The 25,020-nt window shown below is 58.3% G+C and carries 12 protein-coding genes and 1 tRNA gene; 4 read left to right on the top strand and 9 right to left on the bottom strand.

What is annotated here, in order from left to right; translation table 11 throughout:
• The first annotated feature begins 3 nt into the window (after window positions 1–3).
• From thiS to HA630_RS16600, 4 genes are all read left to right on the top strand, one after another.
• Window positions 4–138: a sulfur carrier protein ThiS gene (gene thiS, locus HA630_RS16615; RefSeq protein WP_371809271.1), complete on the top strand. Its 135-nt coding sequence runs from the start codon at window positions 4–6 to the stop codon at window positions 136–138.
• A 6-nt stretch (window positions 139–144) separates the two neighbouring features.
• Entirely contained in the window at window positions 145–957 is an 813-nt protein-coding gene (locus tag HA630_RS16610; protein ID WP_166836104.1) for a thiazole synthase, read from the top strand.
• Between the two features lie 4 nt (window positions 958–961).
• Window positions 962–1,906 carry a thiamine phosphate synthase gene (locus HA630_RS16605; protein WP_166836102.1) on the top strand — a complete coding sequence of 315 codons (945 nt, stop codon included), beginning with the start codon at window positions 962–964 and terminating at the stop codon, window positions 1,904–1,906.
• Window positions 1,907–1,917: 11 nt separating this feature from the next.
• A tRNA-Asn gene (locus HA630_RS16600) sits at window positions 1,918–1,993 on the top strand.
• 238 nt (window positions 1,994–2,231) lie between these two features.
• On the opposite strand, the gene HA630_RS16595 is transcribed toward HA630_RS16600, so the two are convergent.
• From HA630_RS16595 to HA630_RS16555, 9 genes are all read right to left on the bottom strand, one after another.
• Window positions 2,232–3,638 carry a DUF2130 domain-containing protein gene (locus tag HA630_RS16595; protein ID WP_166836100.1) on the bottom strand — a complete coding sequence of 469 codons (1,407 nt, stop codon included), beginning with the start codon at window positions 3,636–3,638 and terminating at the stop codon, window positions 2,232–2,234.
• 115 nt (window positions 3,639–3,753) lie between these two features.
• Window positions 3,754–10,080: a DEAD/DEAH box helicase gene (locus tag HA630_RS16590; protein ID WP_166836098.1), complete on the bottom strand. Its 6,327-nt coding sequence runs from the start codon at window positions 10,078–10,080 to the stop codon at window positions 3,754–3,756.
• Between the two features lie 33 nt (window positions 10,081–10,113).
• Entirely contained in the window at window positions 10,114–13,623 is a 3,510-nt protein-coding gene (locus HA630_RS16585) for an STY4851/ECs_5259 family protein (RefSeq protein ID WP_166836096.1), read from the bottom strand.
• Between the two features lie 178 nt (window positions 13,624–13,801).
• Window positions 13,802–15,331, bottom strand: a complete 1,530-nt coding sequence (locus HA630_RS16580; RefSeq protein WP_166836094.1) for an SIR2 family protein — start codon at window positions 15,329–15,331, stop codon at window positions 13,802–13,804.
• Window positions 15,328–15,825, bottom strand: a complete 498-nt coding sequence (locus HA630_RS16575) for a TIR domain-containing protein (RefSeq protein WP_166836092.1) — start codon at window positions 15,823–15,825, stop codon at window positions 15,328–15,330. Before HA630_RS16575 ends, HA630_RS16580 begins: the two co-directional genes overlap by 4 nt.
• A gap of 174 nt (window positions 15,826–15,999) precedes the next feature.
• Window positions 16,000–17,847 carry a hypothetical protein gene (locus HA630_RS16570; RefSeq protein ID WP_166836090.1) on the bottom strand — a complete coding sequence of 616 codons (1,848 nt, stop codon included), beginning with the start codon at window positions 17,845–17,847 and terminating at the stop codon, window positions 16,000–16,002.
• Window positions 17,844–20,225: an AAA family ATPase gene (locus HA630_RS16565; protein ID WP_243855493.1), complete on the bottom strand. Its 2,382-nt coding sequence runs from the start codon at window positions 20,223–20,225 to the stop codon at window positions 17,844–17,846. Before HA630_RS16565 ends, HA630_RS16570 begins: the two co-directional genes overlap by 4 nt.
• A gap of 11 nt (window positions 20,226–20,236) precedes the next feature.
• On the bottom strand, window positions 20,237–21,679 hold the full coding sequence (locus tag HA630_RS16560) for a hypothetical protein (RefSeq protein WP_166836088.1): 1,443 nt from the start codon (window positions 21,677–21,679) through the stop codon (window positions 20,237–20,239).
• Entirely contained in the window at window positions 21,669–25,016 is a 3,348-nt protein-coding gene (locus HA630_RS16555) for a DEAD/DEAH box helicase (RefSeq protein ID WP_166836086.1), read from the bottom strand. Before HA630_RS16555 ends, HA630_RS16560 begins: the two co-directional genes overlap by 11 nt.
• Window positions 25,017–25,020 lie beyond the last annotated feature (4 nt).

The raw sequence follows: 25,020 nt of genomic DNA, 5'->3' as shown, positions 1-25,020 counted from the left end.
GCCGTGGCCGCGGCACAGGCCAGCGGCCCATTCGCCGCAGCGGTCAACCTGCGCTTCGTGCCCAAGTCGCAGTACGCCAGCACGCCGCTGGCCGACGGCGACCAGATCGAAATCATCGCCCCGGTCACCGGCGGCTGAACGCCCATGAACCCCATCCTTGCCCACGACCCCCTGACGCTGTACGGCGACACCTTCGCCAGCCGGCTGATGCTGGGCACCGCCCGTTACCCCTCGCCGGCCGTGCTGGAACAGGCGGTGGCGCTGGCCACGCCGTGCATGCTGACCGCTTCGCTGCGCCGCCAAACGGCCCAGGTCGGCGGCGGTCTGGACACCACCCAAGGCTTCTGGCCCCTGCTGCAGCACATGCGGGTGCCGGTGCTGCCCAACACCGCCGGCTGCCACACGCTGCAAGAAGCGATCACCACCGCCGAGATGGCGCGCGAGGTGTTCGAGACCGACTGGATCAAGCTGGAACTGATCGGCGACGACTACACCCTGCAACCCGACACCCTGAACCTGGTGGCGGCGGCCGAACGGCTGGTCCAGAGCGGCTTCAAGGTGCTGCCTTACAGCACCGACGACCTGGTCCTGTGCCAGCGCCTGGTGGACGTGGGCTGCCAGGCGGTCATGCCCTGGGCCGCACCCATCGGCACCGGCAAAGGCCCCATCAACCCCTACGCCCTGCGCACCCTGCGCGAACGGCTGGAGGTGCCATTGATCGTGGACGCCGGCCTGGGCCTGCCCAGCCACGCCTGCCAAGTGATGGAATGGGGCTTTGACGCGGTGCTGCTGAACACCGCCGTGGCCCTGGCGCGCGACCCGGTGGCCCTGGCCGGCGCCTTTGCCGACGCGGTGCGCGCCGGACGCAGCGCCTTCCTGGGTGGCGCCATGAGTCCGCAGGACAGCGCCCAGCCCAGCACCCCGGTGCTGGGCACCCCCTTTTGGCACCACGCCTGAACCCATGACCCCCAGCCACGAACGGGTGCAAGCCCTGGCCCAGCCACACGCGGCGTTGGGCCTGCCGTCCCACGCCGACCCCCACGCCTCGGCGTCCGACGACGGTGTGCGCGCCATCGCCCACGCCGCCGCGCGGCGCCTGGGTTTCATCGAAGCCGACGCCGCCTGCATCGCCGCCGCCTGGGCACGGCAAACCGAACGCACCGGCGGCTTCGACCCCCTGTGCTGGCCCAGCGAGCCCACCGACTTCGGCCTGGCCGACGCCCAGGCGCCCGCCTTCCCCGCTTGCCCCCACGAACTCGGCGTGTATGCCGTGTTGCCCGATGCCGCCTGGGTGCGGCGCATGGCGGTGGCCGGGCTGCCCACGGTGCAACTGCGCTTCAAGTCCAGCGACCGTTCGGCCATCCGGGCCGAGGTGGCGGCCGCGGTGGCGGCCGTGCAAGGCACCGGCAGCCTGCTGTTCATCAACGACCACTGGCGCGAGGCCATCGACGCGGGCGCCTACGGCGTGCACCTGGGCCAGGAAGACCTAGACGCACTGCCGGCCGAAGCCCTGACCGCACTGCGCGCCAGCGGTGTGCGGCTGGGGGTGAGCACGCACGGTTACGCCGAAATGCTGCGCGCCGCGGCCGTGCGGCCCAGCTACCTGGCACTGGGCGCGGTGTTCCCCACCACCCTCAAGGCCATGGCCACCCCACCGCAAGGGCTGGCCCGCCTGGCCGCCTACGCCCGCTTGATGCGCGACTGGCCGCTGGTGGCCATCGGCGGCATCGCCCTGGAACACCTGCCCGCCGTGGCGGCCACCGGCGTGGGCAGCTTTGCCGTGGTGCGCGCCATCACCGGCGCGGCCGATCCGGAAGCGGCCGCCCGGGGGCTGGTGGAAGCATGGAACGCCGCGCGGGCAAAAAAGTGCCCCCCCTTTGCTGAAAGCCCGAAAAACTCACTATAATCTGAGGCTGTTCCCCGATAGCTCAGTCGGTAGAGCGCCGGACTGTTAATCCGTAGGTCCCTGGTTCGAGCCCAGGTCGGGGAGCCAAACAAAACAAGCACTTAGCCCACTTTCAGTGGGCTTTTTGCTTTTGGGGGTGTTTTGGGAAAGCTGTTGTGCTACCACTTCGCGGCTTTCGTGATACCACTTTCTCTCACGACTGAGGTCCGCGTGCGGCGAACCCTGGGGTCTTGGGCACTGTGGTGTGAATCAAACACTCTCTCCACACGCAGGCCATCCCGAGCCTGGGTCTTGCGCCCAGACCACTCATCGGAAACGCTCGGGGTCAGGAGGCATCGGGGGGCGAGGCCTTCAACTCCGCAAACTTGGCAGCCATGGTCGGGTTGCCTTTGGTCAGCTTCTTGATGGTCACGTCCTGGGCCTTGTCGTTCGCCAGGCGCAGGTTGCGGTCGGCACCCAGCAGGGCGTCCTTGGTCTTCTGCAGGTGGTCGATGGACTTGTCGATCTCGTCGATCGCGGTCTGAAAACGCCGGGAGGCCAGGTCGTAGTTCTTGGCAAACGCGTCCTTGAAGCTGTCGAGCTGGGTCTCGAAATTGGTGATGTCGATGTTCTGGGCCTTCACCAGAGCCAGTTCGGTCTTGTACTTCAGCGAGTTCATGGCCGCGTTGCGCAGCAACGTGATGATGGGAATGAAGAACTGCGGACGCACCACGTACATCTTAGGGTAGCGGTGGAACACGTCCACGATACCGGTGTTGTAAAGCTCGCTGTCGGGCTCCAGCAGGCTCACCAGTACCGCGTACTCGCAGCCTTTTTCGGTGCGGTCGCGGTCGAGTTCTTTCAGAAAATCCTCGTTGCGCTTCTTGGTCGCCGTGGTGTCGCTCTCGTTCTTCATTTCGAACATGATGGAGACGATCTCGGTGCCGCCCTCATCGCTGTCGCGGAAAATGTAGTCGCCCTTGCTGCCGGTGCGCGCATCGTTGTCTTTCTCGAAATAGGCGCGGGGAAACGCGGTGGCGCGGATGCGGTTGAACTCGGTCTCGCAGTGCTGCTCCAGGGTTTCGCCCACCATCTTGGTGGACAGGCGCGCTTTCATGTCGCGCAGCCGCTCGATGGCATCGTCACGGTCTTTGAGCTGGATCTCGTAGCGGTCCCGCAGGGATTGCTCGGCCAGATGCTTTTCCAGGCGGGTGCGCTCCAGGCTGGCCTGCAGTTCGTCGCGCTGTTTTTCGAGGGCGCTGCGTGCCTCGGTGATGGCCAAGGTCTGCGTCAGTTCGGCGGCGTCGAGCCGGGCTTTGAGGGCCTGGATCTGGGTGTCCTTGTCGGCGGCGGCTTTCTGCAGTTCATGCAACAGTCGAGCCTCGGCCATCTGTTTCGCAGACTGAGTTTCCTGGCGGGCGCGTTCGAGCTCACTGGCCAGGGCATCGCGCTGTTTTTCGACATCGGCCAGGGCCTGCGTGACCGCCAGTTGTCGCGCCACTTCCTCGGCTTGCAGCTTCGCCTTCAGTGACTGTATTTCGGCTTCACGGGCTGCTGTCTGCTTCTGCAGTTCGGCGGCCATTTGGGCTCGAGCCAGTTCAACGGCGGTCAGCTTATCCCGCTCGGCCAGTTCCAGGCGTTCGTGTAACTGGTGCTCGAAGTCGCTGTCGCGCACCTGTTTGAGGATGTCGGCGTAACCTGCCTCGTCGATCTTGAAGGCTTTGCCGCAGTGCGGGCAGATGATGTCGTTCATTGTTTTTGTCTGTGACAAACACTGGCGTTTTGGATTGATGAACTGCTCTAGGGACCGTCAGAGTATGAAACAAGGCGAGAATCCCAAAACTCATAGGCTTGTCAGGTCCGGCCTTTCAGCGAAGATCCCGCCTATCCACGAACAGCTGTGTTGGAAGCGAATGACCTTGTACATCGATGCGGAACTCGGCCAACATCTCCCCCAAGGCCGCAGGCGGAAGATGCGTATCGAAGGAGGACAACACTGTTTGCCGATGGTGTTTTGCTATCGCCCAATAGGACCAGCCTTGGTCCAACCAGAGCACCAATTGCGCTCCCCCTTGGAAGCCAATCTTCAGGCGCCGTCCATGACTCAGGTTGCGTTTTTCGGTTGAAGTTACGTACGCAGACATACCGCTGTACTCGAAAGCGGCCGCAAGCGCCTTGTCACGGTGATCCGTCTTCTCCCAATCTGACCACCAAGCACCTCGTCCGCGTGAGGTTTTACTCTCGTCTATGGTCATGGTGATCACGCTAATTTGCACATCGCCCCAATCGTTTTCCGCCTGGAAATAGGCTTTGAGAGCTGACACGACATCCAGCATGAGCGCACAAGACACCGGTGTAGCCAAGTACCGATCAACATATTCGATTGAAGTCGGAACTAACCCCTTGGGAAACAGTGCCACCATTTCCCCACTAGCAAGGTGCTTCCAGAATCTCTCACCGAACCCTGCACCTTTGCCATCCAGTTCACTGCTGATCTCAAACGATTGAACACCAGGCGTATCGCTGGAAGGCATGGATATCGCACCACCCATCAAATGCGGGGGAACGGTCGGAGCTGCGATGACGATGCCTTCGGTCAACTGCCCCCATTGAGGACCGCAATCAGCGGCAAGACTATCCGTCGTCGCCCAAGTCGAATGGGAGCCGTCTGATCGCTCGATGGTTGCAAGGCAACGTCCTTCCCGCGCCAAAGCAGGGGGTCTGCCCACAACCAAAGAAACCGAACCCAATGCGTCGAGACCTCGAAGGACTGCCGCATTCTCCTGTGACAAGCCACCCAACTCACCCGTTGACGTGACAAGTGCTAGCGACACGTCGTCTCTGACAGAGAGCCTGTGCATCAATCGCCTCAGCGGAGACGCAGGCAGATCCCATTCAGAGGGATCCCCATTCAAATAAACGAGCAACCTTCTGGCATCACCACGGTTCAACTCCCTCGATATCGCTTCATCCACCGCCTGAAACTCGGGCTTTGAGGCTGTACCGAACAACTGATGTCGGACATCAAGAGTCAGTGAATCCAACCAGGCATCACTGAAGAAATCCAAGGCTGCTTGCCGATTCAGGTCGTCTGACCGGTACCTCGTATCGAACGTCAGCAGGCACATCTGACAGGCACCGTCGCACCCTGCATCGCATTGAAGCTTGGCTTTGGCCATGCGCAACAACGCGGGCAGTTCAGGTGCCACCAAGCTGGAATAGCCCGCCGACCGCACATCGAACACCTGGATAGCGCGAGCCTTTCGATTGAGGTCGTCGCGCAGCATCTTGGTGTCACAGCCCAGCTCGGTTTCGTCGACCCCAAGACTTTCCGCCATCGCTCTACGCAGGGCAACAGCCAAGGTGAAGGCCACCGTCGAGTCGACCAATGGCTGACCGTCACCATCCTGCAAAACCACCTCCAAGACGTCGGTGGTGTACTCGCGGCCGAATCGAATGCCCGTCTTGATCTTGAATGCGTTGTCACTACCACCACACATCCAATTCCCGTCTGTCTTTCCACCTCTCAGCCGGGTATGCGGTCGCTGAAAGACTTTGGGCATCCCATGAGCAGGATCTTCTTCGTTCCCCATGGGCGCGGCACGCCCACACTCCAAACAGAGCGCGTAGCCAGAACGGCCAGTGCCTGACGAATGGTGAAACACGGATCCCTGAGGTGTCGCCCTGAATCTTCCCAACTCAGGGTTGGGGAGAGGAACCCAGCTCCCGCTGGCTGTGATCCAGGGTTGCTCGACCGGAACGTACTCCTGCAGCGTGATGTCGTTGTGGGTTTCAGCGAAGACATCCACACTGAAACCGGCTGGTTCCAAGTACTGCAGGTTGTGCTGGACCCCGGGTTCCAGCTCATGCCCGCAATCGGGGCAATGTTCCAGCTTCTGTGCCAGCACAAAGGTCCCACTGGAGCCACAGTGCCCGCAACGCCAAGCTTGCCTGATGTTCTGCAACTCATGAACTTGGTCCAGGGTCGCAGGTGTATGCCAGTTGAGTGTGATACCTGCCGACTGGTACACCAGCCCGTCGATCACCACACTCGCCCCTGGGGCGTACTCGCGCAGCGCCGTCACCGTATCCCGACTTGGAAGTTCCCGCCTTTGGAACTTGTTGTCCTCACGTCCGCCATCAGACTTGTCACGCTGCCTTTGAATCTCCCTTGAGTCCTTGTTGAGTGTTTCGAAGGTCGTGATGTCGGTTGGGAAACCGTATCCGGGTAAGACGCCACTCGTCGCCAGCTCCCGCAACAAGTACTCGCCCTTCAAGCGCTTGAGCTGGACTTCCAACGCCCGCATGGGAATCTTGTCGTCTGCATCCTTGGCACTGAGATCAGAAACCTGCGCGTTGATCGCGTTGAGCTCCTCAAGCCACTCCCTTGCGTGCCTGGCTACTGTACGGCCGGCTTCGGCTACCAGTGCAGCTACACCGCGGCCTTCGAAGACGGTCCGTGCCGTCAAGGATCGAACGCCTTGTCGCAGGTCAGGATGCTTGGCCTCATCAAAACACTCGCACCAAGCCACAAAGCGCTCCTGGCGACTTTCACCTCTGGGCAACATCCACCACTCAAGGGTCAGTTTGTTGAGTTTGCCTTCCTTGCTCTGAATGCGCAGGAAGTTGGCGAGTAACATTGAGTTGATGTGTCGCTGAACGATCAGAGGACTGGACAAAGAGATACCAGGAGTCCTCAACCTCGTGGTGAAAGGCCAAGTCGTGTTCTGGAATACGTGCTGGTCATGCGGATTGTTCTTGCAAACCGTCAGTGCTACGGAGCGCGTCTCAGCCCTGCGCCCGGCGCGACCCGCTCGCTGCAGGTAGTTGGCTGGATGAGGAGGCACGTTGTTCATCGCCACCATATTGATACCACCGATGTCCACGCCCATTTCCATCGTGGTCGAGCAGCTCATCAGGTTGATAAGCCCTATCTTGAACATGCTTTCGTATTGCTCAAGACGGCTACCACTCTGCTGAGCAGAGTGTTCGACTGCACGGAAGAAGCCTGCGCCTTCCACGATGCGCTCGTTCAAGTTTGACCACACGCCCTCAACCCGAGCGCCGACCAGAGCCGGGTGGTCTCTCACCCAAGCCCGTGCTGCTTCGACTCGCTCATCGTCGTTTGAGAAATCCCGCGCGACCACGTCACAGACAGGCACGGTGATCGATCGACACTGAGTCACACCATCGTGAAGGGCCGTCTCGGGCAGGTAGGGAGTGACACCACGCAACGTCACATCCAGCACCCGACGTGTCACAGGACACACCCAAGCCTGTGTGATGTTCTGGTACGCGATGTCGGTCAGATCCAGGTAGCGCCCCTGTTCAGCACCGATCTGCAGCAACCCCGAGGTCAGAGTCAGATCCTCCCATGCAGCTAGGAGCAACGCGTCAATACGATCACGTCCCACAGCCGACATCGGGTCGGTCTTCAACACATAAGCAAGGATCCGAACGAGGCGACTGTTCCTGTTCTTGTCGGAAACCTTGGGCCACTTGACCAACTTGGAGGTCTGCTTCTCGATCGAAGACGGTGGAAGAATCTGCTTTGGGAAGACCCGCTCCGCTCCCCAGCGCTGCCAATTCGAAGGAAGCTGGATTGCCCAATGCTGCCGGACAAAGAAGTCCAAGGCAATCTTCAAGAACGAGCGCCACTCTTCTAAGGTAAAGCCTGCCTGCTCCACAGCCACCCGGCGTGTCGTGATCAGATTCAGCTTAGGGTATTGCACTGAGACCAGCCCCAAGGTCTCCAGACTGTTCTGCCGTTTAGGGCGGCGTCCGAACTCACGACACAAAAGGATGCGTGCCAGCAGTTCGGGTCCTTTGTTGCCCTTGAACGCTTCGTCAGACTCTGCATAGTACGCATGGATCCACCGACTAATGTCTGCCGATTGGGACGACAGCCAGCTCACCATGTCTTCGTGATTGACTGCCTTGCCTGAGCTGAGCTCAGCGAGTTGTGTCTCTTTCTCCTGAATCTGTGCCAAGAGGATTTGGTGCAGCGGGTGCCCTTCTTCGGGTAAGTGCGCTCGAAACTGTTCGATCTCCGTCCGTAACTTTCCTCTCGCACCACCAGATGCCGCCGTATCGGACACCAGCTTGCGGTAGACAGCTGCACGCAGCGCATTCCGTTCCGCATCTTGCTGCAGCTTCGCCGCGATGCGCGCAGTACCCTGCCGGCTGTCCGTGAAGGTGATCATTCGCCGCCCTCGACGAGGCATATCCAGAGGCGTCTCACCGTCGGGGCAATACTCGAGCAACGTTGGGATCACATTCCCCAGGTAAAAGGGAGCCCCGAGTCTGGGTCTTCTAAACTGGCGAGATGGCGTTTCACGCCCCTCGCACTCTGGGCACCTGAGGACTAAGCCACCGTCATCGTCAATCGAGACATCCTGTATCCAAATTGGGATCGCGTCTTCTACCGTTTCATGAGCCAGTTCCAGCGTATCCTGCTTTAAATACAACGGTGCTCTGGAGGAGTGCCCGTTGACAATCAAAACATGTGTACGCACAGAAGGGGCTGGCGCTGCATCAGCCTCCGGCTCAGAATCGGATTCTTCGTCGCTCTCTGCCGGATCTCGGTCCAGCAAAAACTCGTCTGGCTCATCCTCCACCGGGACCACCAAGCGCTGAATGGTTCCAGCACTCACCAGATCAGCACTCAGGAATGTCTGATTGCAGTCATTGCACGAAACCAGTGGATACACAGGAGCACCACAAACACAGTGCCTTCGCTCATCGGTATACACCGCGCCAAAGGCCCATTCCGGGTCATCCAACTCTGTTTGCCGCTTGGCCGTGCACTGAGCGTGCGCACACGCCCACATGCCGTTCAACGTGTTATGAAAAGCGTGCATGCGAAGCGGCAAGAACGCCCGGGCAGAACGCCCATCGCCACCCACCGCTCGTGTCAGAACGTCGAGCCACTGGAGTGCATGAGACTCACTTGCCTCAACTTTGGCTAACTCGAGAGCTTGCCGCACCGCAGAGAGGGGCTGAAAACTCTGACCACTCTGGGCAGGCACAAAGAGTCCTCGGAGCCTCCTTGCAACCGGATGCGTTGTCAGCCGTTTGTACAGCCCCGCAGAGTCTTCACTCTGTTGCTGTAAATCTCCGATGGTCGGGACTGAGGAGCTCAGCTCACCTACAGACTCCAGCTCGGGAATGGATCTCTCCCCGGAAACCACCGTCACACGGTCAGCACTGACCCCAGCCAGACTGGAGAGGAATTCTTGCAGCTGCCGTCGGGCCGCTTCATCGCCTGCGCCAATCGTGGCCGAAGTCGCCACAAAGTGAACCTGTTCGGCAGAGGTACCAAATGCATGCAGTACCCGCCTGAGCAAAAGAGCCAACTCCGCCGCCTGTGAGCCAATGTAGTTGTGGGCCTCATCCAGAACAATCCAGCGCAACTTGCCTTTGGATTTGTCCAGGATGGGAGCGTCCTGCGCCCGCACAAGCATGTACTCCAACATGGTCGGGTTGGTGACCAAGATCTCTGGCGGACTTGTTCGCAGGACGGTACGGTCATGCACTTCATTCGGCGCTTCGCGATACCGATCCGCTTTCGCCTCTTCCGGCGTCATCCCGTTGTAGAGGCAGAAGCGGATATCTCCACCGAAAGGCCCGGTCCACGCCCTCAAGCGTTCACGCTGGGACTGGATCAGGGCGTTGAGCGGGTACAAGAATATGGCCTGCACGCCGCTTCCCTTGTCTCCCCCCGTCTTGCTCTGAGCAATGCTGCTGAGCACCGGCACCATAAAACATTCCGTCTTGCCTGAGCCCGTTCCGCTGGTCACCACGACGGATTGGCAACCTGGCCCGAGCAGTGCTTTCCAGGCTGCTAACTGGTGGGCATAGGGTTTGCCATCCGCAGGAAACCGGTAGTCCTTGGCCGACTCACCCCACGGCTTGTCCATGCTCCTGACCACCTCAGGATGCAACAGCTTGCCTGAGAGCTGCGACATTTTTTCGTCGGCGGTCTTCCAGCCGAAAGTAGCTTCAAACACCGGGTCTGCCAGAAAGCAGCCGGCCTCGCCAAAGCCCCTCGAAAACAACGACAACAAGTGGCGACGCAAAGGCTCATTGGAGAACCCCAAGATACCCACGGTGGCGCGTGACGCACGGGTGCTCAACTCAGGCAGCAGCGACGAAAAAAACTCAGGCTTCATAGTTTCTGTGGGTGAAGTGATCATCGAAGGACCACTCATGCAAATTCACAAATGGACTTATCTAGATCGACGCACCGCCGTGCTGCTCTGTTGGGCCTTCATAGCAAGCAAAGCGCCAAGTTGAAGCCCCGCCTCAAACCAGATGGGGTCAAATGACTTGATCTGACGCAGCGCAGCCATATGATCATTTGACTGGAGCCATCTTCCCGCATCGCAAGCCTGAACGAGGAAACCGGTAAGCAACGGCGCATTAGCGACATCGAACTTGGCATATACCGGTGGACTGCCCGGCGGGACCTGCGGTACCCAAAGCAGTCGCCGGCCTAGGGCACGAATGAAATCGACGTAACGTGACTCACAGTGCTCTGTGATGGCTTCCACAAGCTCTTCCCACAGCTTGAAGTACGGCCAGACCTTTTCATCCGCGTGGTTTCGCAACAAGACACGCTGCAAGTGGGAGTCTTCACCTTGCCAGTGCTGCTGCAGTAAGGCGTCAGGGGCGGACGCGAACCTTGCTACCGATTGCTCGAAACGCGGAGTTCGTCTCCCCGACTTTTCAAAAAGTGTTAAATCGATCTGAACAGCCAGGGCTTCAGACACCGAACCGATCTTGTCGAAGATATCATCCACGACTTTTTCCACCACGCCTTGACTTCCAGGTCCTCCGAGCTGCTTCAACAAAGATGCAGACAGACCGTCATGAGCCTTCTGCAAAGTCGCTCGCGACGTGAATTCCCACATCACGCCCAGTTCGTCTCTCATGCGCGATATCAGCTCGTGGATATCGGCAGGGAATTTGAGTGCCGCCGTGAGGCTCGCCTCTTGGCTACGTCCTATCACGCGCCAATAGTCCAGGGTGCTCAATGGGAGATGTTTGAGGTGCTTGTAATGATGAAACACCAGCTTCCATGAGGGGTGATCCATGTCTTCCGTCATGGCAGCCACGACCTTGATCAAATCTCGTTCTCGGTCATGTGGAGTAGATAAGCTCATCGCTCTGGACAATGGACACGCGCCATCGCCAAGCGCCTGCAACGCCCCGAGTCGGTCAAAGGCAGACGTCGACCAAAGCGTCGGTCTTACCAGCAACGACGACATCTGGCTCGGGTATATAAGCCAAGGGCTGTGTCCAGCTGTCAAACCAACCATGCTCCAACGTCCCACAGGCTGTTCACCAGACAGCAGTTGCTCAAGAACCTGGGGCTCGATGGTGCTTTCAAGCAGAGGGATCGCATGCAGGACTATGCCTTCCAATTGATCGACCGACACATTGGCCAGCTGCGAATCCAGCAAGGCTAAGGACTGCTGCTCTCTTTCCAGCTCAACGTCGTAGCGGTTGATGCGCAAGGTTCTGATGATCGCTGATCCCGCAACCAAGTTGACCTCCAGGCAGGCATCAAGATAGTCGCTCTGGCAGAACAGTCCATTCAACGTCGATTCGATCTCAAAGAACCTGAGATCACCCACTCCATTCCCGTCCAAGGGAACCGCAATCTCTGCACGTCGCATTCGGTTGCCTTGGCTTTCGCCGGACAACTGCAGCTCGAGCCGATACCGCTTGGGTGCGCTAGGGTTTCGATCGAATACCTGAACATGCACTTCGCGCGCTCGCTTTAACGTCAGCGTGGTCGAGTTCGGCAATACGCTTCCGTCCGACCTAGCAAAGCGCCCCCCTGTGGCTGGAAATGGCACATCAATATGCAATACCGGCAATGCCGGTGACCATTCGGCTGTCACCGTGACGTTCACAGGGGGTTGCCCGCTAGCCTTCATGGCCAACTTGGCGACCGAGGCATCCGGCGCAAAGACAGGTGACAACGCAGAGCTGGCATGCAGAGCCATGACTCCCCAACCGTGGAGCTCGATGCTGCCGTCGCACTCCGTATCGCCAGATTTGAAAGCAAGGCGAGCATCGGGTGCGACGATTGCCATACGAAACCGCCTCTGACGCTTGCCGTCGACCAGCCACCATGCGTCTACAGGACCGCGATGAGATTTGACGTTCACCAAGCGCTCACCTTTGCGAACCGCTTGCACCCACTCTATGTCCTTGTCGGCAATCGGAAGCGGCTGCCCCTCTTCGTCCAACCGGTACAGGCGAGGCACACCCTGATAAACCGGGAACGGTGAAGAGTGACACCAGAGCCGGTTGCCCTTCCATACGAACTGTTCCTCGACTCCCGTTGGAGCGTGAGTTTGTACGGTGTACAAGTCGTCGTCGGCGAAGATTGAAACGCGTCCTACAACCTTATGTATCCACCGTGGCTCAGGCAGATCTTCCACAAGCCCGATCAGTTCGACGGATGCGTCGTCGACCGGAACTAGCCTGAAACGGTCAGGGGCCAGAACGTGCGCCGATGCATTTGCAACCTTGCAAGAGCCAACACCCACCAGGGTGAGTACCCCCTCAACCGCGTCAAAGACCCAGGGCGCAGAGTCGTCCATCGCTTCGCCGCCTGGCACTGAGGCGGGTGAGACAACATCAGCCCCCACGCTGCGCAAGGCAAACAACACCTCCTGGCACGCATCCTTGCCCAGGAAACGTCTCGGGCGCCCTGAAAGCAACACCGTGCTGTACTGAGCCCCCAGCAACTGCCTCCCCTGCCCTAACGGCAAGCGCTGATCTCCCGCCATCTCCAGTACGAATGACTGAGGGACTTTTGAAGGCGCGACTTGCAGTACAGAAGCCAGTGCATCGACCGAAATGGTGCTCGGCATGCTCAAGGACATTGACAGCGCGTAGCTGTCAGCCTCTGCCAACTTAACAAGGGTGCGCAAGACAGAGACCGGGTACGCCGTCACCATCTTGACTTGGCGTGATACCTCACGCACCAATCCCACCAGCAATGGATCAACAGACTGGTCGTCCACCGCGATGGGGAAACGCTCCCGCCATTTGGGCTCCATCTGCTCCAAAACTGCCACAGGGTTGCCCACACCCGCGAGCTTGTATTCCCCCCGCAGCGTCAAGACGGTCAACACCATCTCGGACAGCAGTCGGTACATCTCTGCGATCCGAACGTGCTGAACCATATCTTCACGATGGCTCTCGAAGTACCCGGCCAGTTGCTGCTCGCCCCAACTCAGCGACTGAGCCTTGCGTGTGGCGCTCAGCAAGAGGCGCGAAATCACCCCATCTCTACGAGCCAGCAACTGGAGCGGCAATCCACCATGAGCGACGATCGCTCCGAGGTAACGATGTCCGTCATCGCTCGGTCGATGCCCCCAGACACGAAGACCCAGTTCTACGATTACAGATCGCTCCAGCGGATCGACTCGGTAGGGAGTTTTTGTCAGCGACTCGAAGATGCTGGTCCATCGCCAAGCTCCCCCAGCGTACTCGCGCCGCCACCATTCAGAAGCGTACAGGACGAACAACGCAGACTCCGCGTTGGACTCATGTCGCCAAGGCATGCCCGCCAAAGCCTCAAAGCGTGCAGAAAAGATTGCTTTGAGTTCTAGATACTCGGCTTGTGTTGCTCGGTATCTGAAGAGCATCTGGCCATTGGCCTTGTCCATGCCGCGTGCCCGCAAAAACGCATGGAACCAATCTTTGACTTCCTGCAAGTCCCGCCTCCCTAGTGGCTTATCAATCTTCAAATGCAAAGGCCAACACGACAGTGTAAGCAGATCCACGGCCAAATCTTCACGGCGAGGTCACCGTTGCAGAAGGTGCGGTAATCCCATGAAAAACCATCGGTGTGAGAAGTAGAAGTTTTCGAAGGAGAATTTCCACATAAAGAAGTCAAGTTTTAGCGACAGTCAGAAAATGGGTGCGCTCAAGCGGGTCGAGACCATCCCGTCCACACGCAATGGCTTCTGCCCGCCTCAACAAATTCATCACGGCATCCAGTAGCTGTGATGTGGTGGCACTGACATCTCCGAGAGTTTTCAACTCTGCCGCGGCATTTAAGCTAGGCAGGTATTTTTCTGGGTTCTGGGCGGCAGCCTCCCAGACTTCCCGGGCCACATGACCAGACACGCCGATTGGAATGACCGGCTTGCCGAGCTCCAGCGCGATCTCGACCTCCTCCCTGACGCCGGGAGACGGAGTCACCTCACCTGTATCACCAGCCTTGTTGCCCGCCAACACAATCAGTGCTCCAACGCGGCAGATCATGTCCACTCGATGCTTCCTGAAAGCCGCAGACCGCGTACGTTCGGGTGCCTGACCCGGGAACGGCCGAATCAAGACGCGTTCTGCGGGCTGCGATTGGGTCGATTCATATACCCCTCTGTAGGCCCCGATGATGGTTTGCTCTGCAATCCCAACCCCGAAGCCAGAGACCAGGTTGAAGCCATTGACGATGAGCTCACGCCCAAGGGCTCGACTCAGTTCATTCAAACGCGCCTCGCCCAAGGGCGCTGCATCCGCAGCCGCCCCCGAAACGAAGACACCGCGCCGCATGACGTACGCCTCCAACGCCCGAAGCAACTCAGGAATGTGCTCGTACTCATCAACCCAGACCGTTTGGATCCCGTAGCGCTTGAGATCGCCGCTGTGCAGATCGGCCCGGCGGCGCTCATAAGAGAGTTCCTCCGCATTGCGTCGCCCTTCTGGACACACGGCCGGCGTCCGACGCGTGATCCAGAAGTGCTGCCTGCACCTCTGCTCGAGTTGCTCCCGGACCTTTGACAAGATCCGTTCGACGTTGGGGTCTGAGAAGCTGAAGCCAATGAAGAGCAAAGTCTTTTCGATGAAGTCACCTTTCAGGCTGTCTGTGAACAGCCTGCGCTTGACGTCATAGAGCTCATAGTCTTGCTTGGTCAGCACCGCTTCATGCGGGTGCGTCACGCAGCCATGCATCTTGTAGATCGTGACGTCGCGGCCTTTACGAGCCTGGGCCAGATTCTGGATGGACAGCTTGACTTCCACGCGCCGCCCTGCCGCCTCATAGGCTTGCTCCAGCAGCTGCTCGTAGTTAGTGGTCCACACCGTGTCGATGGGCAAGCGCGCCAAGACCTCATGCACTGGCGTTGGCACCGCATCCTTGGTGAAGGCTTCGATGAGCCGATCATCCAAGTTGCCCCTGCCGCCCTTGTCATTCACATGGAACTGCGCCAGCGCCAGAAGGTCATGCTCCTTGTCGATGTCCAGCTCCAGATCTTCGGCGACTTCTGTGAGCAAGCCACGCCAGTCAACGAAGCCCGCTGCGCGAGATGCGCCAGCTCCGACGAACAGGGCGCCTTCACCATTGAGGACTTTGTTGCCATAGTCCCTGATGAATTTGCGCTGATCGCGGTCGGGCGACCAAGTTTGACCGCCGCCATTCAATTGGCACCTCGAATCTCGATGGCCTTCTCGATCCACGACTCCAAGTTCTTCTTGATGTGGTCGTAGACGTCGGTGCTCGATGTGTAGGGCGGGTCATACACTTTCACGATCGAGGACAGCTTCTTGCCACCTGTACCGTACGTGATGTGATCAAACGGATTTGCGCCCTTGGATGACGTCTTACCGTCGACGCCCTTCAGCCCATGGATGTGAACCCCGAGCACACCTTTTCCAGCGTTCCAGCCTTCGATAATCTCGTGGTTGATCCACTTACGGCCAGCGGTCTCGGCACCAATCAGCACCACGATGCAACTGCGACCATGCATTTGGTCCGCGATCCACTTCTCGATCGCTTTATCGCCACCCTTGGTGACGGTTTCCCAGTCGTTGTCGGATGTCGGCTTGTTGCCCTCAATGGCCCCGATGTTGCGGACCTGAGAGACACGCCAGTTGTCTGGTTGGTAATGGAAGCTGTAGAAAACGCGTCGGGCCATGATGTTCTCGTTGAGAGTTGCTGAAGGTCCGGAACCTGAACTCAGATGCCGAACACTTCAAACAACTGCGAGATGCGTACCACCACGTTGAGAGCCATCAGCCCAGTTAAATCAATAACTTACAGCCGAATATGAACGACAAGACACAACAAAATTTGCGAAACATAAGAAACGTTACAAAGAAAGCCGAAACTCATCGGAACCAATGACCTCGAACGGGCGAGGCGCATCTCCGTATGCGTAGCTTCCTTGGCGCTCCTTGGTCGCGGCATCGAACCGCCATTTCCAACTGAAGCCACATACACACACCGCTTTGAATCCCTTGCGGTCAGCCTGAACACCACGGGAAGTCACAACGTCACCACAGACCTTGCAGGTGGCCACCAGTTCAGCAGCCTGGAGTGCCAACCACATGCTCGAGATGCCAACCTCGCTTGCCCCGGCAGATTGAATGAGCGATCGCAGTCGTGCCTGATCCTGATCGGCTACGGGCTTGAGCACGCGAAGCCCACACCCCTCAGCTGAGAACGTGCCCGGGAAAGCGGAGCACAGCGCTTGTGCAGATGCGTGCGGCCAAGGGGAAACGACCATCGGATACACGGATGCGAGCCGTGAAATGAGCCATGCCTCGATGCGAGCCTTCACTCTCTCAACAGAATAGAACTGCAACGGGTTAAGAACTGCATCCTCACCTGTACCCCACTGAGACGCATCTTCAGTAGCCGATGGCGGTGCGTAGCAGAACATGACTTGTCGTTCACTTCCATCCAGGGGCCACTGACCTTGGCCTCGCCATACCGGCGCAAAAGTCAAACGACGCTCTACATCAAGGGCGCCGGACTTCAAGTGGAGTAGGAACTCGCCTCTCGCCGATTCAGCGAGGGTAAGCGACCACTGACCAAATCTGTACTCGGCGTGCCCTCTTCCTGGTTTCAGCAGCTTTGACGAAGACAGCGCGTGCTGGATCAGCAAGCTTACATAGCGTCTGAACTGCTGATATCGCCCTTCAGCAGCTTCAATCTTCATCTTTGCAGTTCGAGCTTGATCACTGCCCACGGCATGGGCCATGGACCACAGCGGTCGCAGCCGCTTGTAATTCTGGTCATGCAGCAGAACGTTGGTTGTGCGGAGGACCTGCGGTACACGCGAGCCGCTGGGAATGGCTTGATACAAGCGGCCAAGTCGCAGCCTCATGATCTTCTTCATGAGGGTGGATAACTCTGAAAGCACATCCGAACCGGCGCTCTTGGATTGCGCATCAGTTGAGTAGGCTGTACCCCAAAGCGCGCACAAACGGTACCGAAGACGGTGATCAAGTTCCTCAGCATTGGCGATCGCAGCTGCGTCAGTCCGCCTGGCTTCCAAGGTACGAAGGCTGCGTACTCTTTGATTCAGGTGGATGTACAGCCTGTCCAAGAGACGTGCGTAGACAACGTTCTCATAGATATAAAGCTCGTCCTCACTTACCTCAGCCAGCAGGCGTCTGGGACTCACGCCCTTGAAGTCTCGTCTGTTCCAATCATCAGAGTGGGAAGCCAGTCTCACGAGAGCCCCGCTTGCAAGTCTTCTGGCTCGCGATGTCGGGGTGAGTTCCGCGTCGTAGCGCATGCTCATGCGAGGCGAGCGCTCGATGTTGAAGAGATGCGGCATGTCCTTGGCCAGTCTCTTCTCGAGTTCGGTCAGCTCAGCTTGCTCTTTGAGCTTCCCAGGCATCACTGGGGACGGCCTATCAGTCAGGCCATGTTCATCAAGCTCGTCAACAACGGCTTGCACCGCTCTGACCACGAGGTCCTGATCGGCGTCTTGCTCAGACGCAAAACCTAAAAAAACATGGCTTTCGGCGACGTCACCCTTGCGAGCCTGCAGATCACAACGGCCAGTGCCAGGGGTCCAGAGGATGTCACCGGCCTTGAGTTGGATGCTGTCGTTGAGTGTGGCATCGACCAGAATGCGATAGCGCCCCGAATCCACTTCGCGCGGAAGATCCGTCTCGCAACCTGTCACGAGATCGAAAGCCCTCATCCACCACGCTCCATGCGCCTGCGGTCACGGCCTAGTGCGTCGACACACCTTGCAGGCTCACCCTCCAGTTCGCACTCTTCCCAAAGCAGATGCAGCGCATCTTCAATTGTGCGGAGATCGTCGGGGCCCATGTCATGACGCCCGACAACTTTGCCATCGCGGAACATGCGACTGTGCAGCATGTGGTCGACCGCAACTGACTCGCTGCCGCCGGATTCCAGAACGACCGGCACGAACCGCTTGAACTGAGCCTCGAAACGATTACCCCATCCCAAATGCCATTGTTTTGACAACAGGCTAGTCAGTTCACTAGCGTTGATGAACTGCAGTAGGTTCTCTACCTGGGGCTTCCAAACTTCGACCGCTTTGCTGAAGCTCTTCTTGAGGCTGGACACGCTCCATTGAGCAGGGGATTCAGGCCGCTTCAGCGTTGCATCCTCGCCATCAAACTTATGCAACTCCATGACGAAGGCGCGGTCATGCGTCTTGTCCGCAAAGCTATTCGTGGTCTCATCCTGGTTGGCTGTGCCAATGAACCACACGTTTGGCGGAACGAGGATGTCTCGCCCACCTCGCAGAAGCGCGGGCACCATGCCTCCCGCGGGAGAGTCCATCAAGTTGATCCATCGATCAGGCTCGTTCATCTCCAAAGCAGACAGGAAGTCAGCAAAGTACTGCTCTGGCCGAGACAGGTTCATCTCATCCAGCAGAACGATGTTGAAGCGATCCTTCCACTGGGGCATCTGTGCTCGGTACAAGGCCTGGAGCGTGTTCTTCTCGTAGTACTTCTTCTCGAACGCGTTGTAGTACCCAAGCAAGTCGTTTCGATCACGCCAACCAGCCTGTACGGCAACGGTGGTGCAATGCCCCCCGACGGCCTTTGCAAAGGCCATCGCCAGACTCGTCTTGCCTGTGCCACTGATGCCCTGCAAGATGTGCAAGTGACTCATCGCCAAGCCACCCAAGAAAATTTGGATGTCTTCGGTGCTGTACTGGAGCACCTTGCCATCTCCGCCGCTGTACGCAATACGTGAACGCAGCTCTGAAACCAGTTGCGGTAGCTTGGGCACAGGATCGGTGTGAGCATCGACGGCCATGTCTCGGTCCATGAGCATCAAGGCAGGGAATGCACTCTCGCCCTCACGCTTGTCCAGCAGGCTCTCGACGTCACGACGAAGGCGATCGTTCTGCTCGTGCAGAACAGCACGACTGCGCTCCATGGCGGCCTTGGCCCGTTCCCAGTCTTCTCTTTCCGTCACGCTTCGGCGCCAATTGCTTTCTTGTGACCTCAAAGCCACCAGCTCAGCATCGAGCTCGCGAATCTTGTTGAGATACAAGTCCCTCTGAGCTTTCAGCTCGGCAGGATCATCGCTAGTCAAGCGCATGTGCGCATCTTGCAGTTCACGATCCTTCTCTCTGCATTCACTGCGCAGTTTCTCCAACTCGTCCAGGAGCGCGCGGGGATCTCCGCCAGCGCTGGAGCGCAGGTCTTCCAGCTCATCAAGCTCCGCCTGCAATCGATCAAGCTCCTCAGACTTTCTGTCTAGCCTTTGCTGAAGGCGAGTTTCGCGTTCCTTCGCTGCGCGTTGAACCAGCTCGAGTTCCTCCTGAACAGCCTCCACCGCCACGGACCGCCCCACCCTGAGCAGCTCCTCGTTCATCTTGAGGCGCTCCTCACGTTTGTCCAGCTCTGCGGACCGCCTGGCTTGCTCAACCGCCTCCTCCTGAAGCATCAAAGTGCGAGCGCTCGCCACCTCAATCAGTGCTGCAGCATCCGCTCTTGCTCGGATCAAGATCTGCTCGCGTTGGGCCTGCATCTCGACAGCCAGACGATCACGCTTATCTTCGAGGAGACCAATCTGCTCTCGAAGCAACTTGAGTGCTTCCTCTCGCTCTGAGACGAGTCCACCACGCAGAGCTGCCTCCTGCACTAGCAGTGCCTGCTCCTTACGCAGCAGCTCAGACTGCTTGGCCTCGAGCTGCGCCTGCTCATCTTGAAATGCCGATCTCAGTTCCCCTTGCTTCAGTTGTTCCTCGGACAGGTCGCTTCTCTGCGCGCTCAGTTCTTCACGTTCTTGCACCAAAGACTGACGCTCTGCTTCGATCGCCGTCCTCTGCTCGTCTAAACCGTGCAGTCTATTCTTGAGCAGAGTTCCGAAGCTTGCAAACTGTTCGATGAAGGCGCCGAGGCGCTGCTGCACTTCCGGAGGCGCACCAGTCCACAGCTCCCTGACTTCTTGCTCATTCCAATCAGGAGCAGGGATGTCCAGCAATGGAGCGGCCTGCAGTGTTGTTGCAAACAGCTTGCTGAGGACTGGCGGAGGTGCTGCTTGCCCCGTTGGCTTGCTTTGGGGAGGGAGCCGATTCTTCTTTCCCATGTCTGTACTTCTTAAAGATAGCTTTCAAATTGACGGAACCAGTTCAGGGCTGACTGCGTCAGTCGCAGTACCTCGTCCTTCTCGAGGCGATGATTCGTTGCGTGGCTGCTGTCGTTTCGCAGGTCCATCAGTGCCCAATCCAGGCCGTCGTCGGAGACCGCACGCAACGGGTGATCGATGTGCACATATGTGGACAAGAGCGCTGCCACCATCAAAGCTTTGAATGGGCGATCTCTGTCCTTTCCTGCAAGCCTGACCTGCTTCGCTGCTTGCCCGCTGAGTGCATCAACAGACGGTTGCGTGAGTGGCTTTGCCAGAGGCAACGACTGAAGCAACTGCTGGAGTTCTCTGCGTTGCCAGTGATATGGCCAGTCCCGTGTCTCTACTCGCCAGCGACCCAGCATCCACTTCAACGTGGCCTCTAAAAGTGAGCCGCACTGGTTGGCCAAATTGGCCAACTCCTCTTGGTACGGACTGGATGCTGCAGCGATGCTTTCTTGCAGCCGAATCACTCGAAGCAAGTACTCTTGCATCATCTCGTGCTCCGGCTTGGTCAAATTGGGTGCCTCTTGCATTGCCCGCGCTTTTGCAAGCAAATCCAGCTGCGCTAACCGGTCCGCTGGTGTCGCACCAGCCAGGTCGGCCTCATCTTGACGAAGCAGGTCGATGACCTTCTTTGCTAAATAGGGCTCTCTGCTCAGGGCGGGGATCAATGCTTCACGTAGGGGACGCAAGGCGGGCGTCAATCGCCATGGATCGGACACCAGCCACGGGTGCAGGTCCCTCTCTGGCGCATAGATTTCGCAGACAGCCCAAGCCCTCTTAGGCGGCGTGTCGAGCAGTTCCAATGACTGATCGGAGTACGCCACCCAATCCTCCTCGTCAACAGCGGCTGCGCGAATATCTCGGCGAAAGTCTCTCCACGCCGTTTGCAAAGACTGCAGATCGGGCACCGGGTCGTGTGCGCGAAACGGCAAACGATATGGTTTTCGCACATGACCGGTACCCCGATCATCGACGAACTCGGGGCGGTCCCTTGAGCTGCTTGACGTGGGTCGAACTTCCTCCAAGCTTCGCGCAAACCTGGGGAGCAGGCGGCCTGAAATGGCATCCCTGAACGCATACGCGACAGTCAAGGAAGATTCGGCCTCCTCGCCAGTCAATGCATCGAGGCCTCGTTCCGTGATTCGCTGCCCAACATCGACCCAGCCCCTGGGTTGCAGCTCCTGCGAGATGATGAACGCAATCAAATCTCGATCCAACTCAAGGTTTGAAGCCAGCTCACTCAAATCGCGCACGCCCGTCGCCAGTAGACCGAGGACAGCCTCTTGAAAGACATTGATGTGATGGCTGCTTTGAGGAGCCAAAACCGAGAAAACATCCAAGGGCCAGAGGATTGGCGTTGCGTTCTTTCGAACCGGGCGTCCCCACTGCAGATAAATCTCAGCTGACACGTCTGGACTCCGCTTCACACAGTTCGAGGAAATCGCACATCTCTGGCACGGCCTTCATCGCCACATCGCCGCGATACATGTCAGCGTCACCCACAGCAAGTAAGTACCGACGTTGACGACTCATGGCCACGTTCAAGCGATTGGAAGAGCGAAGGTGGCCAAACTTGGCGCTGGCTTGTTTCTCAAAGGCTTCACGCTGTGATTCGTCACCGTCGTCGACAGGTGCAGCCAACTTCACTGTGTTGCTTCGCACCGTTGACAGCAGCACCACATCGAATTCCTTCCCTTGGAAGGCATCGACTGTGCCAATTCGGAGCCGCTCGGTGCACACCGCATTCGCGGCCATTGATGGCTTGATGATCCATCCTGTCTCAGCCCTCTCTGTGATGCGATGCCTGGGTGCAGACAAGGCTTCATTGATGGCATCTCGTTGTGCCGCATAGAACGTGATCACACCAACGCTCATTTCAGGTGGCAATGTTTCCATCAGCCGTGAAACCTCCTCGGCAACTCTGATGGCCTCAACCTCCCTAAGACGACTTGACCCCTTGCGTTCTTCAGGCCCCCTTGAATGGGGCACATGAATCCATGAGCAGACAGCTCGGCCCAGCCCAGGGACATCGTCCATGAAGTCAGATTCCAGCAGCCCCGACTTCACCCGGCCAAGCCCAGGTCGCTCATAGAACTGCCTGCTGACAAAGTCACCCAATCGTGGGTGCATACGGAATTGGGTGTCCAACATGACGACGCGTGAGAAGCCATCCGAAGCCTCCCGCTTCTGAAACTGTCGCCAGAGTCGTTCGAAAAGGCTCTTCTTGTAGACGTCGCTGCTGATCTGCTCGCCTCTTTCGGCCGTGATCTCTTCCTCAATGTCTGCATCCAACAGGTGGGGTAACTGCCGTGGGTCACCCACCAACACCACTCGACGCTTGGCCAATGCCATCGGTACAAACAGATCCATGGGGTTGGCTCTCGCAGCCTCGTCAATGATGACGCTGGAGAATCGCAAGGAATCCAGGCTGTCTTCACGCCCATCTTTCAGCAAAGCCATCTGGCGGCTGGCAGACTGCTGGCAAGTTGCGCCCACGATGCTGCTGTATTGCGCCACGGCGCTGCGCACTCTGTTCGGGCTGCTGGCCAAGGCATCGACATACTTCTCCAAGACTGCGGCACGACCATGGGGGGTGGAAATCACTTTCTCCTGGATGAAGTCCTGCAACTCCTTGAGAAGTGTTTTCAAGGTATCTGATAACTGAAGACGCTCTTCATGGGTTCTCGCATCGTTTGCCAAACGATCAAGAAGTCGAGACTTCATCTCCACCAAAGAGGGGAGCATTTCATTGGGAAACACCTCTGTCGCGCAGGCTTTGTCTAGCGCTTGCAGGTCTTGCTCATCAAGCATTCCAGTGAGGGCGCTGAGCCTAACTCGCACGTTCATCAATCGAGCCCGACCGTCGTCAGCCGCTCCCTCCGGTGTCACCCGAATGGCTCGAACGGCTCTTCGCAGACCTCTCCAACGTTCGGCATCCACGCCAATTGCGGGAAAACTCACGCGCAGACTGCCCGTGAAGTCCGTTGCCTCCTCCCATCGGTCCATCCATGCGGAAGGCACTCGGATGCGTGCCACAGCGCCCAAGTCCTTAACCATTGAGGTGACACGAGCGAATGACTCGGCTCGGTGCTCGGGTGGACAACCCAGCATCAAGAGGTCGTTGATCGACTTGCCGAGGTCGCGCAACAGGCCCACCGCAGGGTTGGAAGCAAGAAGTGCGTTCAGGTGCTGCTGGACTTGTTCCGACTTGGCCTTGCGCCACCCTTCAACTGAATCTGATCGACTGAGATCTCGTCCCTTGCCCACTTTGATGGCGGGCAAGCCATACACGTCGGTCCGCTCGAGCGCGTTCTCTACTGCATCGTGCTGAAAGCTGGAGATGAGAACGTCTTGTGCAATCGACTGAATCTCGTTCAACTCCGACAAACGTCGCTCAAGGGCTGCAATCACCTGGGTCTTGCCCGTTCCCGGTGGGCCGATGATCAATGCAACATCTGGCGTATTCAATGCCACCCGGATGGCCTCCTCCTGCTTGTCTGTCGGGCGACCTGACCGGAAGCATGCGCGCGCATAGGTCGTGAGGGCCGGGAGCCTGGATGGCCTGACCATTGGTATGGGCTGATCCTGAAGCAGTGCCCTCAGACCTGGTACACCGCGACCAGATTCGATGAACTGCCGCGCCTTGATTCTGCGTGACTGCTGTGTGCGGTCTCCTGTCACCGACAGGTAAACGTACCCCCGAGAAGGCGGAGCGTCTGCACTCTCCAGTTCCAGCAAAAGTTCGCCGTCTCGCCACTTTGGCTTCGCCCTCATGGGGCTTCGCCGAGGCTGGGTACTCGCAGCCAGGTCGTTGTAATGCCCGGAGTTCCAGTCAGGCGCTTCGTCCGCGATCTCAATCTGGTCGTCGTCTTCTGCGAGCTCCCGCCATCGGCGAGCCATGGCCTGCATTGCTTCGGGGTCACCCAGTAGGCGCCATCCACCTCCTTCATCGCTGAGCGGCTCACATCGGGTGTAGGCCAAGGCCTGAATGCTTGCTGCTCGTTTGACGGTGCGTTGCCACTCGCGCTCGCCATACGTTTTCCAGAGGTCCAAGTAGGTACCAAAGGTGCTCGTGACGGTCTCAAGCCTCCCTGTGCTGTTTTCGTTGATGCACTCGACCCCCTGAGCCTGGTCGATGAATCGAATCTCACCTTCGGCGAGAACCCAGGCAATGTCTGTGCTGATCTTTCTGGTCGAAACCTTTTCGACCCACAACATTCCCTGAGCATCTTTGCTCAGGTCAAGGACGTGTTTACGGCCCAACAACTGAAAGCGTCGCTCGTCTGGGCGATCACGCATCGGCATGAATGCACGCACATTTGAACTGCCAGGCACGTCACACAAGAACTCATCCTGTAGCCATACGATCGAATCCCTCACATCCGTGGTGTCGACAACCCGCAGGATCTTCAAGCTTTCGGCGGTTCGAACATCGACGATAAACGCCATGCTGCATTCGTCCAAGATGTTCTGAGCCGGAACAACGCGGAGATACACAAAGTCTGCTTTCAGGGTGTCCAGATGCCACAGAGCGGTGTTGCTCAAGGCGTACTGAAGCAACGCCCCAGACTCAGGAACCAGATCCAACTCGACGGTCCGATCATCTTGTCGGAGTAACACTTGATCGCCTTGCGCCCTGACAGTCACCTCTTCATGGCGTCGCCAGTCTTTTGTCTTGAAGTCGCGCTGTTTGACACGCGCCATCAAAAGTTCTGAGGTGAGAAATGGCGTTTCGTTGAGTTTCATCTCA

The organism is Aquabacterium sp. A08 (assembly GCF_011742065.1).
Note: the sequence above shows the minus strand (reverse complement) of the source record. Positions and strands in the feature narration are given on the sequence as shown.

Bases quoted from the DNA above. Each gene is read 5' to 3' on its own strand.
- HA630_RS16610 (WP_166836104.1), top strand. From the start codon at position 145: ATGAACCCCATCCTTGCCCACGACCCCCTGACGCTGTACGGCGACACC.
- HA630_RS16605 (WP_166836102.1), top strand. From the start codon at position 962: ATGACCCCCAGCCACGAACGGGTGCAAGCCCTGGCCCAGCCACACGCG.
- HA630_RS16595 (WP_166836100.1), bottom strand. From the start codon at position 3,638: ATGAACGACATCATCTGCCCGCACTGCGGCAAAGCCTTCAAGATCGAC.
- HA630_RS16590 (WP_166836098.1), bottom strand. From the start codon at position 10,080: ATGATCACTTCACCCACAGAAACTATGAAGCCTGAGTTTTTTTCGTCG.
- HA630_RS16575 (WP_166836092.1), bottom strand. From the start codon at position 15,825: ATGGCCCGACGCGTTTTCTACAGCTTCCATTACCAACCAGACAACTGG.
- HA630_RS16570 (WP_166836090.1), bottom strand. From the start codon at position 17,847: ATGAGGGCTTTCGATCTCGTGACAGGTTGCGAGACGGATCTTCCGCGC.
- HA630_RS16565 (WP_243855493.1), bottom strand. From the start codon at position 20,225: ATGGGAAAGAAGAATCGGCTCCCTCCCCAAAGCAAGCCAACGGGGCAA.
- HA630_RS16555 (WP_166836086.1), bottom strand. From the start codon at position 25,016: ATGAAACTCAACGAAACGCCATTTCTCACCTCAGAACTTTTGATGGCG.